The organism is Paeniglutamicibacter sp. ORCA_105 (genome assembly GCF_045798545.1).
GTDB lineage: Bacteria > Actinomycetota > Actinomycetes > Actinomycetales > Micrococcaceae > Paeniglutamicibacter > Paeniglutamicibacter sulfureus.
Genome location: NZ_JBIXLM010000010.1, coordinates 36290 through 50191 on the forward strand (window position 1 = coordinate 36290; position 13902 = coordinate 50191).

General features: G+C 63.8%; 11 protein-coding genes and 2 tRNA genes. 6 read left to right on the top strand and 7 right to left on the bottom strand.

Annotation, left to right across the window (positions count from 1 at the left end; all coding sequences use genetic code 11):
• Positions 1 to 149 precede the first annotated feature (149 nt).
• The gene (locus tag ACIPUB_RS07000; protein ID WP_264271188.1) at positions 150 to 2285 is read right to left on the bottom strand and encodes an ATP-dependent DNA helicase RecQ; all 2136 of its coding nucleotides are present in this window, start codon (positions 2283 to 2285) and stop codon (positions 150 to 152) included.
• A gap of 119 nt (positions 2286 to 2404) precedes the next feature.
• Between ACIPUB_RS07000 and manB the strand changes: the two genes are divergently transcribed.
• The 4 genes from manB to ACIPUB_RS07020 all read left to right on the top strand — a co-directional run bounded on the left by manB (position 2405) and on the right by ACIPUB_RS07020 (position 6337).
• Positions 2405 to 3892, top strand: a complete 1488-nt coding sequence (gene manB, locus ACIPUB_RS07005) for a phosphomannomutase/phosphoglucomutase (RefSeq protein WP_407606785.1) — start codon at positions 2405 to 2407, stop codon at positions 3890 to 3892.
• Positions 3889 to 4371 (top strand): hypothetical protein, encoded by a 483-nt coding sequence (locus tag ACIPUB_RS07010; RefSeq protein ID WP_264271186.1) that lies wholly within the window; start codon positions 3889 to 3891, stop codon positions 4369 to 4371. The genes manB and ACIPUB_RS07010 overlap by 4 nt, the downstream gene beginning before the upstream one ends.
• 168 nt (positions 4372 to 4539) lie before the next feature.
• Positions 4540 to 4977 carry an RrF2 family transcriptional regulator gene (locus tag ACIPUB_RS07015; protein WP_407606727.1) on the top strand — a complete coding sequence of 146 codons (438 nt, stop codon included), beginning with the start codon at positions 4540 to 4542 and terminating at the stop codon, positions 4975 to 4977.
• Positions 4978 to 5155: 178 nt separating this feature from the next.
• Positions 5156 to 6337 (top strand): globin domain-containing protein, encoded by a 1182-nt coding sequence (locus ACIPUB_RS07020; RefSeq protein ID WP_407606728.1) that lies wholly within the window; start codon positions 5156 to 5158, stop codon positions 6335 to 6337.
• 177 nt (positions 6338 to 6514) lie between these two features.
• Here the strand turns inward: ACIPUB_RS07020 and ACIPUB_RS07025 are convergent, their stop codons facing one another.
• The 4 genes from ACIPUB_RS07025 to ACIPUB_RS07040 all read right to left on the bottom strand — a co-directional run bounded on the left by ACIPUB_RS07025 (position 6515) and on the right by ACIPUB_RS07040 (position 10990).
• Entirely contained in the window at positions 6515 to 6796 is a 282-nt protein-coding gene (locus tag ACIPUB_RS07025) for a hypothetical protein (RefSeq protein ID WP_407606729.1), read from the bottom strand.
• 332 nt (positions 6797 to 7128) lie between these two features.
• Complete coding sequence (locus tag ACIPUB_RS07030) at positions 7129 to 8412, bottom strand: alpha/beta fold hydrolase (RefSeq protein WP_407606730.1); 1284 nt, start codon at positions 8410 to 8412, stop codon at positions 7129 to 7131.
• Complete coding sequence (locus ACIPUB_RS07035; RefSeq protein WP_407606731.1) at positions 8409 to 8936, bottom strand: PadR family transcriptional regulator; 528 nt, start codon at positions 8934 to 8936, stop codon at positions 8409 to 8411. Before ACIPUB_RS07035 ends, ACIPUB_RS07030 begins: the two co-directional genes overlap by 4 nt.
• Positions 8937 to 9160: 224 nt before the next feature.
• Positions 9161 to 10990, bottom strand: coding sequence for a phosphoenolpyruvate carboxykinase (GTP) (locus ACIPUB_RS07040; RefSeq protein WP_407606732.1), 1830 nt, complete (start codon positions 10988 to 10990; stop codon positions 9161 to 9163).
• Between the two features lie 308 nt (positions 10991 to 11298).
• On the opposite strand from ACIPUB_RS07040, the gene ACIPUB_RS07045 reads away from it, so the two are divergent.
• Together ACIPUB_RS07045 and ACIPUB_RS07050 are read left to right on the top strand one after the other, a co-directional pair.
• Positions 11299 to 11375, top strand: a tRNA-Arg gene (locus ACIPUB_RS07045).
• Between the two features lie 444 nt (positions 11376 to 11819).
• Positions 11820 to 11893, top strand: a tRNA-Arg gene (locus ACIPUB_RS07050).
• A gap of 73 nt (positions 11894 to 11966) precedes the next feature.
• Here ACIPUB_RS07050 and ACIPUB_RS07055 read toward each other — a convergent pair.
• Positions 11967 to 12704, bottom strand: coding sequence for an esterase/lipase family protein (locus ACIPUB_RS07055; RefSeq protein ID WP_407606733.1), 738 nt, complete (start codon positions 12702 to 12704; stop codon positions 11967 to 11969).
• A gap of 151 nt (positions 12705 to 12855) precedes the next feature.
• Complete coding sequence (locus ACIPUB_RS07060; protein WP_407606734.1) at positions 12856 to 13881, bottom strand: lactonase family protein; 1026 nt, start codon at positions 13879 to 13881, stop codon at positions 12856 to 12858.
• Positions 13882 to 13902: the final 21 nt, after the last annotated feature.

Sequence of the window (13902 nt, forward strand, 5' to 3'; positions counted from 1 at the left end):
GGCAAACGCTTTCATGACTCAGCGTTCGCCTCATTGTAGGAGCTCCATCGAGGCTTATACAGAGCTGGATGACGCGGATTCTTACGGGAACCACACACCAGCTGGACAAGGCCGGATTGGCGCCTTTCCGGAACCGATTCCGGGGCTTGCTAGCCCGCCGCTCCCAGCACGAAGGGAAGCACCCCGGGGGCACCTGCCTCGCGCAGAATCCTGGCCGCTTCGGTCAACGACCATCGGCTGTCTGCCAGGTCATCGAGCAGCAGGACCGGTCCGGGTGCTCCGGCAAGCTTCTCGGCCATTTCGCCGGGAACCACGAATTGGTCCCAGACAGCGGCGAGCCGGAAGGCGGAGTTTCCGCCCGAACCGCCGCGTGGTCCGTGATCCCGGTATTCGAGCTGTCCCAAATATGGAAGCCGCCCAATGGTCGAGATGCCCTGGGCAAACGATCCAACCAATTGCGGTCGGGTCCGCGACGGCATGGAAACCACTGCCACCGGCCGGGTGGACCATTTCCACTCGCTCAGGACCTTCACGCAGGCATCGAGCATGGCCTGTGAAATGGGTGCATCCGGTTCATCCGCATTTTCCAGCAACGCACGCAACCGGCCGCCCCAGCCCAAGTCGGTCAGGCGCGCCAGCGCGCGGCCGTCCTCGGCCTGGAACTCAGGCTTGATCTTGCCCTTGAGCTGCACACCAAGTTTTTCCATTCCGCCGGGGTACATCCGGCGGGCCTCAACCAATGCGCCTACCCTGCCCAGCGCGGTCTGTGCCGAGTCCTTGGCCGAGTCTTGGATGTCGTCCCTGAACCAGACGCCTGCGCAGTTGTCGCAACGGCCGCACGGTGCTGCGGCCGGGTCGTCAAGAGCCCGGGCGAGGAATTCCATGCGGCAGGTCTTCAGGTTCTCGTAGTCGAGCATGGCGTTTTGTTCGGCCACGCGTGCTGCTGCAACGCGGGTGTAGCGTTCGGCGTCGTAGAACCACTGGGCACCCGAGCGGATCCACCCGCCGGAGACTCGTTCCACGGCCCCGTCCACCGCCAGTACCTTGAGCAGCAGTTCCAGGGGGGTGCGCTTGATGTTGACGCGGGCCTCGAGCGCGGGAACCGAGAGGGGGCCCTGGGTGGCGCCGAGTTCCTGCAGGACGGCGTGCGCCTTTTGCTCGTCCGGCATCGAGCTCGTGGCAAAGTAGCGCCAGATTTCTCGGTCCTCCGGGCCCGGCAACAGCAGGACGTCGGCGTTGATGCTGCCACGTCCCGCACGGCCCACCTGCTGGTAGTAGGCCACCGGGGAACTGGGCGCCCCGACGTGGATGACGAAGCCAAGGTCCGGCTTGTCGAAGCCCATGCCCAGCGCGCTGGTGGCGACCAGCGCCTTGACCTCGTTGTTCTTAAGCGCGGTTTCGGCGCGGTGGCGCTCCTCGGTGTCGGTTCGTCCCGAATACGCCAGCACCTTGTGTCCGGCCTCGGCCAGCAGCCGGGTGATGTCCTCGGCCGCGGAGACCGTCAGCGTGTAGATGATGCCCGAGCCGTGGAAGTCGTTCAGGTGCGTGAGCAGCCAGGCGAATTGCGAGCGGGGCGATGCCAGCCGCAGCACCCCAAGGCGCAGGGATTCGCGGGCCAGCGACCCGCGAAGCGTGAAGACCTCGGCACCGCCCACGGCCAGTTGCTCCTGCACGTCGTGGACCACCCGCTCGTTGGCGGTGGCGGTGGTGGCAAGCACCGGGACGCTGCCGGGCAACGCGTGGATGAGGTCCTTGATGCGGCGGTAGTCGGGGCGGAAGTCATGGCCCCAGTCGGAGATGCAGTGGGCTTCGTCAATGACCAACAGCCCCATCCGCGCCACCAGCGCGGGCAGCTGGGTGTCGCGGAAGACCGGGTTGTTCAGCCGCTCCGGGGACACCAGCAGCACGTCCAGCTCGTCGTTGTCGAGCTTTTGGGCAATTGACTGCCAGTCAAGGGCGTTTGCGGAGTTGATCGCCTCGGCCCGCACCCCGGCACGGGACGCCGCGGCCACTTGGTCGCGCATCAGCGCAAGCAGCGGGGAGACTATCAGCGTCGGCCCGGCGCCGCGGGCCCGCAGCAGCAGCGATGCCACGAAGTACACGGCCGATTTTCCCCAGCCCGTTCGCTGCACCACCAGGGCGCGGCGTCCCCCGGCAACCAGGGCCTCGATGGCCTCGAACTGCCCGTCGTGGAAATCGGCGTCGTCCCTGCCCACCAAGGAACGCAGGATGGCGGTGGCAGCGGAGCGCAAGTCCGAATCGATGCTGGGTGTGTAGGCGTCCATGGCCCCCAGTATTCCAGTGTCCGCCGACACTTGCCCGCACCGGAGGCAATCGCGCCCTATGGAACTACTCACCTTCGATGACTCAAATCCGCGCCGCACCACGCCAACCCGATAAGCTCATGGATGTGAGTGTGGAAATCGATCTTTCTGAGTCCTTCAAGGCCTACGACGTGCGCGGCATCGTCGGGGCCACTATTACGGCCGAGGCGGTCGAGGCCATTGGCGCCGCATTTGTCGACGTGCTGGGCCTGGCCGGACAGGACGTCCTGGTGGGCGGGGACATGCGCCCTTCCTCTCCAGAGTTCGCCGCCGCCTTCGCGCGCGGGGCAGCCTACCGCGGCGCCAACCCGAAGATGCTGGGGCTGATTTCCACCGACGAGCTCTACTTCGCCGCCGGGTCGCTGAATTGCGCCGGGGTGGTGTTCACCGCCAGCCACAACCCCGCCGCCTACAACGGCATCAAGATGGCCAAGGCCGGTGCCGTGCCGGTGTCCTCGGACACCGGGCTCTTCGACATCCGCGACCTGGCACAGAGCTACCTCGAGGAGGGCCTTCCGGTGTCCACCGAGGCCCCCGAGGGCACCGTCGGCGAGCTCGACGTGCTAGCCGGCTACGCCGACTACCTGCGCTCCTTGGTGGACCTGTCGGGCATCCGCCCGCTGAAGGTCGTGGTGGACGCCGCCAACGGCATGGGCGGGCTCACCACCCCCGCGGTGCTGGGCGACACCCTGCTGCCGGGTTTGCCGCTGGAAATCATCGAGATGTACTTCGAGCTCGACGGCACCTTCCCCAACCACCCGGCCAATCCGCTGGAACCCGAGAACCTGCGCGACCTGCAGGCCGCGGTGCTCGAACACGGCGCCGACATCGGCCTGGCCTTCGACGGCGACGCCGACCGCTGCTTCGTGATCGACGAAAAGGGCGAGCCTGTCTCCCCCTCTGCCATCACCGCGTTGGTGGCGGTGCGCGAGATCGCGCGCGCCCAGGCAGCGGGCGAGGAAACGCCGGTGGTCATCCACAACTTGATCACCTCCCGCGCCGTGCCCGAGGCAGTCACCGCGGCCGGCGGCCGCCCGGTGGTCACCCGCGTGGGCCACTCCTTCATCAAGGCCGTCATGGCCGCCGAAGGTGCGGTCTTCGGCGGGGAGCACTCCGCCCACTACTACTTCCGCGACTTCTACAACGCTGACACCGGCATGCTCGCCGCGATGCATGTGCTCGCGGCACTGGGCCACCAGGACACCGCACTGAGCGACTTCGCCGCCGAGTACGAGCCCTATGTTTCCTCCGGGGAGATCAACTCCGAGGTCGAGGACAAGGCAGGCGCCGTGGCCCGCGTGCTCGCCGAATTTGCCAACGGGTACGAACACAACGCCGATCGCATTGGCCTGGTCTGTCCGCCCTGCCATCCGGATCTGGCGGATCGAGAGACCGTTGTGGGTACCATGGACGGGACGACCGTGACGGCAGCCGATGGCTCGTTCTGGTTCAACCTCCGTCCCTCCAACACCGAACCCTTCCTCCGCTACAACGGGGAAGCCATTGACCGAAAGACCATGGAACTCGTCCGTGACGGAGTTCTGGATATCGTCAGGAGCAACGCATGAGCACCCCCGAAAACAAGATCACTGAACTCGACGAAGCCGCCCAGGCGGAACTGAACAAGGTCCTGGGCACCGCCCTGGGTGTCGCACGCGAGCAGCTGGAGGAACAGGGCGTGTTCCTTCCCTTCGCCATCGCCGTTGAGCCCGCCACCGAAGAAAACGCCGAGCCCGAACTGCGCCTGCTGGCCGTCCAGCCCACCGAGGACCTGGACGATCCCGAAGCCGACATAGACGCCGAGGTGATGATGAAGGACCTGGTCCAACTATTGGCCGACCAGCGTGATTCCTTCAATGCCGTCGCCTTCGTTTCGGATGTCACCTTGCTCGATGACGGCATGGACGCGGTCCATGTACTGGCCGAACACCGCGCCGGAGCTTCGATTGCCATCGTGCAGCCGTACACCGCGCCGGATCCGGAAACCGGCATCTGGGAATTCTCCGAGCCCAGCGCCGAGGGCGGCCAGATCCAGGTCTGGGCCTAGCCCCTTCCATTGCTTTCCTGCCTTTGGCCCGGAACCCGGCAATCCGGGCTCCGGGCCAAAGGTCTTTGTACAGGTATTCAGGGAAACCAGATGTCGCACACCGGCTGCCCCTGTGCACCTCGGCACAGCCCGCGGCACGGAGGGCCAACACCTGCGACAATGGAACACGTGAAACTCAGCGCCTTTGCGGACGTGTGCCTGCGCACCTTGATGTTTCTCGGCTCCCGTCGCGACCAACAGGTCACCACCAAGGAAATCGCCGAGCAAATCGGGGTGCCATACAACCACGTGGCGAAGGCCATTGTGGAACTGCGCAACCGCGGCGCCCTGGACGTGGCGCGAGGACGCTATGGCGGTTCGCAAATCACCGACCAGGGCCTGAGGCTGCGCGTGGGTACCCTGATGCGCGACCTTGACGGCCGCGAGGATGTCGTCGATTGCGTTTCCGAAGCCGGCACCCCCTGCCCGCTGCTCGCTGGATGCAAGCTCCGCGGTGCCCTTCGACGGGCCCGGGAGGCGTTCTATGCCGAGCTCGACCTTTTGTGCGTAAGGGATCTCACCTCGCCTTCCGCCAGCGTACTGCTCCCCTTCCCGGCGCTCCCCTAACCGCCTGCCGCCTCATATTTTGGGGCGGGGTGCTCCCGTCCAGGCTGTCCGCGAACCGCTCCCGGGCCCACAAACCGACAGGCCGATTTGCATCCGACTTCTACTCCGTGTAGAACTGAATTATCAATCTTGCATATTAGATGCAAGATAACGATCACCCTCCGTCAGGAGCCACAAGATGCTTTCCGAGAAGTCCCGCCCGGTCATCGAAGCCACGCTACCCATCATTGGCGAACGTATTTCCCACATCACTCCCAAGTTCTACGAGCGCTTGTTCGAAGCCCACCCGGAGCTCCTGGACGGACTCTTCTCCCGTGCAAACCAGAAGAATGGTATGCAGCAACAGGCGCTAGCCGGATCAATCGCCGCATTCGCCACGCATCTGGTCAACAACCCGGGCACCCTGCCGGAGGCCGTTCTGTCCCGAATCGCCCACAAGCACACCTCGCTGGGCATCGTCGAGGAACAGTACCCGATCGTGTACGAGCACCTGTTCGCCGCGATCGTCGAGGACTTGGGCGACGCGGTGACCCCCGAGGTCGCAGAGGCATGGACCGAGGTCTACTGGCTCATGGCCGACGCGCTGATCAAGATCGAACAGGGCCTCTACGCCAAGCAGGCCAACGACAAGATTTGGACCCACTGGAAGCTTGTGTCCAAGGAAGCCGCCGGCACAGGATCCATCACCTTCCGCTTCATCCCGGTAGACGACACCCCGGTCACCGTCGCCAAGGCCGGCCAGTTCGTCTCGGTCCGCGTCCCACTGCTGGACGGATTGCGCCAGTGCCGCCAGTACACGCTCAGCGACTCCGTCACCTCCACCACCGAGCGCGTGATCACGACCAAGTTCGACGGCGGCGGCGAGGTCTCCCCATTCATGCACCAGCACCTGAGCGTCGGGGACGTCATCGAGCTCTCCAACCCCTACGGCGACCTGGTCATCGACACCACCGGCGCTCCGATCATCCTGGCCACAGCGGGCATCGGCTGCACCCCGAGCGCTTCCGCACTGGCCACCCTGGCCGCGGCAGGCTCTGACCGCCAGGTCATGGTGCTGCACGCGGAGGCCACCGAGGATGCCTGGGCGCTGAAGGAGCAGATGCTCGAATCCGTCGAGTCCCTGCCCAACGCCGAACTGAAGCTGTGGCTCGAGGACATCAGCGCCAAGGCCGAGGACACCGAAGCCACCGAGGGCTACATGTCCCTGGCCAATCTGCAGCTGCCGACCGATGCCCGCCTGTACCTGTGCGGCCCGCTGCCGTTCATGCGCGCGGTCCGCTCGCAGGCCATCGACGCGGGAATCCCCGCCACGAACATCCACTACGAGGTCTTCGGCCCCGATCTGTGGCTCGCCGCCTAACGACTGGGAAGCCACGGGTCCCGCGGCGATAGGCATATCAGCGGAACCCGCTTGGGGGGGCGAAGGCCGCCACCGATAACTCGGTGGCGGCCTTCGCGATTGTGCAAGAACTGACCAATTCGATTAGACGACGGCAACCGCTTCCCGTGGTGAACGGGCTACGGACCTTCCAAAGGCTTACTCATTCGCACTTTTGTTGTTTGCGATTTCGCGTTCGTTCTTGTCAGTCGCAATGATGAACATCGCCATCGTCGCCGCCGATGTCTTTTTCGTGTATCCGGTGATCATTAGCAGCAGACCGAATGTGATCCCAATAAACGGAACGCCGTTCCCGGAAGTAAGAAGAGTGAGAGCTCCAACCACAAGGCAAAGTGTCGAAATGATGATGCCAGTAATTTCGAGCCCATCGCCAGCTTTACTGATGGTTTCGTGTGTTGGTACTACAGGTTTCTTGGTCATCAGCAGTGGCCTTTCGCAGGGATTCGATTCTCATAGCCAGCAGCCGTCGGGTCAGACCCCTGTTCGAATCTCTTCGAACCGATTATCGACAGTATCCCGAGCCTATCGACGACTTCGCAAAAGTGAGACTCGGTGTCGAAATTCGCCTAGTCAGTAGTGCAAATTCAAGGTCGACGGACAGGAATTTTAAAGCTAGAGATCCAAAATCCCCGGGCGAGATCTCAATAGGCACGTTCAGGCCCGTTCCGGCCATGGCGAAGGCCGCCACCGATCGCTCGGTGTCGGCCTTCGATTTTCGGGCTCCTGCAGCCATCCGGGAGCAGCGCGTGATCCTACTGTCCGGGCTCCTGCAAGCGAGGGTGGGCGGTGTGCTTTTCGATCCAGGCCCGCACGGTGGCGTTGAAGAGGATGGGATCCTCGATGTTCCACTGGTGGTGCATGCCAACGGCGGTGCGGAACTCGGCCTGCGGGAGGGCGCGGGCCAAGGCCGGGAAGGACTTGGCCACCAGCTTCGGTTCCTTGCTTCCGGCAATCACCAGTACCGGTCCCTTGTAGTTCCCGAGCTTGTCCGGGACGCCGCCGGGATCCACCTCGTCCATGATGGCGCGCATGTTGTCGGCACGCAGGTGCGTGCCGTGTTCGGTGAAGAGTTCCTTCTCGTCGGCGACCATGCCGTAGGCGCCGGCCTGGAAGCGCCAGTACCATTCGCTGCCAAAGAGGCGCAGTTGCATCCGGCTCATGGTCCGCATGGAAGCCGAGACTCCTGCGGCCGGGACGCCGGAAATCAGCAACGATTCGACGAGTTCCGGGTGCCTGGCCAACACGCGCAGTGCCACGACACCGCCCAGGGACAGGCCCACGAGGTGGGCACCGCCGTTGGAGACCTCGTCGGCAATGACGGCTGCCACGTCGTCGGCGGCGCTGTCGAGCCCCGCCCAGTCCTCCTGGGCCCGGGCGCCGAAGCCGGGAAGGTGCGGGGTGAGGACCTCGTAGTCCCCAAAGGCCCGCACCTGGGGGTCCCAGGTCCAGTTCGCGACGTTGCCGCCGTGCAGGAAGACGATGGTCTGCGCGGCCTTGCCGTCCCTGCGCGGGCGTGTGGGCGCATGGAACTCCGGGTACGCGCCGGGATCACGCGGTGCCGGTGAGGAAGCCTGCCTTGATTCGGTGCCCGGTGCCGCCGCTGCCCCGGGCTCGGTACGCGTGTGCGGGACCGTCGGCCTGGATTGCCTCGGGGCCTTGGCGGGGCGCACCGGCTTTTGGGTGTCGGAGGCCTTGTCCCGGACAGCGGTCCGGGGCTCTTCACCCGAGGGCTTCGCGGGTTCCTGCACGGCGGCGGCTTCGGCCGGGGGCTTCGGCGCCTCGGCAGTGACTGGCACGGCCTTCTCCGCCTCGGGCTTCACGGCGTCCTTGGCGGCAGTCTTGGCCCTTGGCTGCGGTTCGGGACGCGGCTTGTGTTCCTTCGGTTCGCGTTTCGAGGACGTCGCTTTGGCCGCACGATCTTCCTTCGGGGCCTTGGCCGACTTGCCGGCAGCGGTGGGCTCGTCCGCGAGGGAACGGTCCACGAATTCCTCGTCGGTTCCGGCATCGCCGTCGGAGGGATGCTCGTGGCGGCTCATGGCAGGTACTCCGTCACGGCGTCCAGCCATTCGAGTTCGGCCGATGCGTGGCGGATTCCGTTGTCCAGGGTTGCCGCCATCAGGAAGCTGCGGCGGTCGGCTGCTGCTCTCATGTCAATGTCCTCACGCTGGGAGAGGTAGTCGTCCAATACCTCTTGCGTCGCCTCGCGTCGGGACTGGATCAGCCCCAACACCGAGTCGCGATCGAGTTCCGCGGCAAAGAACACCCGAGCCAGGAACGGCTCGCGAGGCGTGTGGGCGGTGACCTCGCCGCCCAGCCATTCCACGAGCTCCCGGCGACCCTGATCGGTGATGTGGTGTTCCTGGCGGTCAGGGTAGTTTCGCTGGGCAATGGTGGTCACGGTCGCGTGGCCGTCCTTCACCAGTTGGGCCAGGGTGCGGTAGATCTGTGCCTTGTCGGCGTTCCAGAAATGATTGATGGACGAGTCAAAGTGCTTCTTCAGTTCGTACCCGGTCATGGGCGCCAAACTCAAGAGCCCGAGGATCAAACGCGCAAGAATCATGCTTTCATCCTGACACATCCCCTAGGGGATTGTTCCAGCAGCCACGCACTTAATAACGGATCCCATCGGCCAAAGACGTGCCCCACCACCGACGATGACGAGAAAGGCAGGCCTTGTCGCCTGGTAGCGGAAGGGCCCCGCCCTCATCGTTCCCGCCTTCCCGTAACCGGGGAGGCGGGCGATGAAAACGGGGCCCTGGAGAACTGCTGTCTGCGCGGGGAAGCCTAGGCCCCCATGCGCTCCTTCAGTCCATCGAGTTCGCTGCGCAGCGACGCCGGAAGCGCCTCGCCGAACTTTGCGTACCATTCCTCGATGCTGGCCAGCTCGGTGGCCCATTCGCCCTTGTCCACTGCCACTGCGGCGTCGACGTCTGCTGGGGTCATGTCCAGCCCGGTCAGGTCGACCGAGTCGCCGGTCGGCACGAATCCGATGGGGGTCTCGACGGCGTCGGCCTTGCCCTCGATGCGATCGATGGCCCACTTCAGCACGCGGGAGTTGTCCCCGAACCCGGGCCACGCGAAGCCGCCCTCGGCGTTGCGACGGAACCAGTTGACCAGGAAGATCTTGGGCAGGCGCTCCGGGTTGGCCTTGGATTCGATGGAGTCCCAGTGATTCAGGTAGTCACCGGCGTTGTAGCCGATGAAGGGAAGCATGGCCATCGGGTCGCGGCGAACCACGCCCACGGCGCCGGCGGCTGCAGCCGTGGTTTCCGAGGACAGGGTCGAGCCCATGAAGATGCCGTTGGTCCAGCTACGTGCCTGGGTCACCAAGGGAATGGTGGTCTTGCGACGTCCGCCGAAGAGAATCGCGTGGATCTCCACGCCGTCCGGGCTGTAGTACTCCTGGGCCAGCATGTCGACCTGGGAGATCGGAGTGCAGAAACGGGAATTCGGGTGTGCTGCGACGCGGCCGGAATCCGGGGTCCAGTCGTTGCCCAACCAGTCGGTCAGGTGCGCCGGGGCCTCGTCGGTCATGCCTTCCCACCACACGCCGCCTTCATCGGTGAGCGCGACGTTGGTGAAGATCGAGTTGCCCTTGGTGATGGCGCGCATGGCGTTGGGGTTGGTGGACCAACCGGTGCCCGGAGCGACGCCGAACAGGCCGTATTCCGGGTTGACGCCGCGAAGCTCGCCTTCCTTGCCGATGCGCATCCAGTTGATGTCATCGCCCAGGGTCTCGGCCTTCCAGCCGTCAATGGTCGGATCCAACAGGGCCAGGTTGGTCTTGCCACAGGCGGAGGGGAAGGCGGCAGCGACGTTGTAGCTCTTGCCTTCCGGGTTGGTGAGCTTGAGGATGAGCATGTGCTCGGCCAGCCAGCCCTCGTCGCGGGCCATCACCGAGGCGATGCGCAGTGCGTAACACTTCTTGCCCAGCAGGGCGTTTCCGCCGTAGCCCGAGCCGTAGGACCAGATGGAGCGCTCTTCGGGGAAGTGCACGATCCACTTGTCCTCGTTGCACGGCCATGCCACGTCGTCTTGGCCGGGAGCCAACGGGGCGCCGACAGAGTGCAGCGCGGGGACGAAGAACGCATCCGTTGCTTCCATCTTGCGCAGGACGTCGTTGCCGATGCGGGCCATGATGCGCATGGATGCGACAACGTAGGCGGAGTCGGTGAGCTCAACGCCGTACTGCGGCTGCTCTGCGTCCAGCGGTCCCATGACGAATGGGATGACGTACATGGTTCGACCGCGCATGGCGCCATCGAACAGGCCCTTGAGCATCGACTTCATCTTGACCGGGCTTTCCCAGTTATTGGTGAAGCCGGCGTCCTTCTCGTTTTCCGAGCAGATGAACGTACGTTCCTCGACCCGGGCCACGTCCTTGGGATCCGAGAATGCAGCGAAGGAGTTGGGGAACGAAGGATCGGTGAGCTTCTGCAGCGTGCCACCGGCAACCAGTTCAGCGGTCAGGCGATCGTTCTCCTCCTGCGTGCCATCCACCCAATAGACATGGTCAGGCTTCGTCAGTTCCGCGATTTCCTGCACCCAAGCGGCAAGCTTTGAATGCGTTGTCGGTGCTGCGTCGATGACCTTCTGGTCCGAGCTCTCGCTCATGTCCATTCCCTCCATTGGGCTGAATTTGCAATATGTCGATGCTATGGGGCCGATCTTCGGAGCCCCTGTGACCCATATCGCCAAAAAACCCGGAAAATGATTTAGTTAAGCCGAAAACCCCGGCATTTCGGGCTTTGCCCATTTGCCCCTAAACGCCAGAAGTGACGAAGGTCACGTAGACCGGTACACTTCATGAAATGCCTCCCCGAAACCTTTCACCTCGAAGGCCCCTGGATTTTGCGAGGGCGACATTCCTCTGTATAGTTATTCGAGGTCGAACCGCGAGGTTGGTACCAAATACAGAATATGCGCCCATAGCTCAGCTGGATAGAGCGTCTGTCTACGGAACAGAAGGTCAGGGGTTCGAATCCCTTTGGGCGCACCAACGAGAAAAGCCACGAGAAATCGTGGCTTTTCTGCTTTAATCACCGGCCAGGCCGCTGGCCTTGAGTTCGCGCAGTCACCGAACCTGTCGCCGATGAAGCCTGCCTCGGTACAGGATGGGATTGCGGCTCGGCGGTGTTCTCCACGGACGTGACCACCACTTCTCGCTTTTCTTGCGCCGCCCCTTTCGTCACCTCTTTTGCGCATGAAAGGCTCATCGGCCAGGTAGCCATCAACACCACTATTGTCGAATCCGGCCCGCCGCCTTGCCCCAAGGAAACGGCTTCCACTCGAAGCCGGCTTCCCCAGGTTCAGGAGTCCATGCCCCGGACCGCCACGGGAAGCGTGAGTTCGCGCACGAATATCCTGTTTGAATCGACCAGCACGCCAAAGGTATGTATAGTTGTTCGAGGTCAAGCCGCGAGGCAGGATCAAAACCGAATATGCGCCCATAGCTCAGCTGGATAGAGCGTCTGTCTACGGAACAGAAGGTCAGGGGTTCGAATCCCTTTGGGCGCACTCACATGAAGAGGGCCGCAATCGAAAGATTGCGGCTCTCTTCATTTCCGGTTCGACTGCCGCTTTCCGGTCATCAAGTATCCAGTGCCAGGAAAGCCACGGCATCATCGACGGCAGCCAGCACGACCGGTTCGCTCAGCGAGCGGAAATGCCCTGCAACTTGAAGCTTCACGTTCCTCGCACCGACAAGGGCGCTACCAACGGGAATGTGCGGATCAAATTCCGGATAAATGGAAACAATCCGGTCATTGACCTCTTCCTGCGCTTGGAGCGAGACAAGGACTGCGTTCGTTGGCGAAAAGTGGCGTAGCGTGCGCGAGAACAGGTATTTGGCATAGATGGAGCCGGCAAATGGCGTTCCAATGGCCACCAGACCCAGGATCTGAATCTCCGAGCCAGGCGCCGGCTTCATCTCGGTCTTCTGCGATAGCAGCACGTCGAGCATTGCGTGCTTGCCCGTCAAGCCGCCCTTGCTGTGGGCCAGCAAAAGGCACTCGTTGATCCCATGTTCCCGGTGAAGATCTGCGAGGCGCCGCCGCACGATCTGCGCGGACTCGGGCACCGGACGCTTGTTGATTCCCAATTCCGGGACCGTGAACACGCGGTACCCTGCCTCGTTGAGCCGCGAGGCTGCCGGCTCAAGAAAAAGCCAGGATTCGTACACTCCGGGGAGCAACACAATGGCAGGAAGGGACGCGTCGCCGTTTCGGTACGAAGCGGGACTTTCGCGGCGGACCGACGACAGGAGTTGCCGCCAACCGGCATATGCGTAATCCAATAGCCACCACCGTGCGCGCGACCAGCGGTTCATGGCGTCCCTTCCATGTCTTACTTTCTCGGCTTCCCGTGAGGTCGGCGATCGGCGGGATGCCGCGGCACCCCTGGTTCCGCCACACACAATACCGAAGCCCGGCCATCGGCCCGCACGGCTCCCGCCGGGAGTCGGCCTGGTCGCCGCTCTCCTAGCTCGGTATTTGCGCGACGATGCAGGTGGGGCTGTCCAGTGCCAGCGAGTTCAGGTGCTTGAGTGGCAAGCCGTCTTCTGGATCCAATCCGAGGACTTCTATGGTGTTCGAGAGTTGGTTGGCCACCAATAGCGAGTTCCCTACCTGCAGATGATGTCTCGGCCACTCGCCCGCACAAGGCACGGTTCCCAGGACGACGGGCCGTCCGCCTTTCAGCTCCAGCACGGAAATGGCCCGGGCTCCACGCACCCCTACGTAGAGCTTGTTGGTGTGCCGGTCCAGGGATATCTCAGCGGGAAAGTGCTCGCCGGCGAGGATGCCGTCGCCCAGGGATTCGCGCGACACTTCCTGCCATTCACCCGCAGCGTTGACGGCCAGCGCAATGACCTGGGCACTGTGTTCAGTGACCACATAGATGAGCCCCGATGGATGCTCCACCAGGTGGCGCGGGCCGTCCCCCTTGCGCAAGGCGACTTGCCGGTGCAGCCGCAACTCCCCTCCCACCAGGTCCCACATTCGCAGTGAATCGTGGCCCAGGTCGGTGGTGACGATCTTGCCGGAGCGCAGCACCGTGCTTTGGTGAGAACGGGAGGCTCTCGGGTGGTGACCAGGGCTGGCAAAGGGGTCGGTCGACGCCGGCGCAATGGTGGGCTTGGCCAGCGAGCCGTCCGTTTTGATCGGGTACGCCAGCACCCGTCCGTCTCCGTAGCAGCTGGCAATCAACACGGTTCCGGCGCCGGCGACGGCCAAATGGCATACCATCGGACCGGCGGCCACGGGCTTGCCCAGGGGCTCAAGCTTGTCCTTGTCCAGGATTCGGTACGCGGCGACCTCCCCGCGGTGTTCCAGGGCCGCATACAGCACCGGAAGCTTTGGGTGGGTTGCCAGCCACGAAGGTGAATCAGCGGGGTGGGCGAGGCCGAGATCTGTGAGAAATCCGCGGCTGATCTCGATGGCCCGGATGCCCAGGCTCGTCCCGCCGCCGTCCGGGGAATAGCCGCCAACCCAAAATCTCTTGCCCATATCCCCATCTTCTCCCGCGTC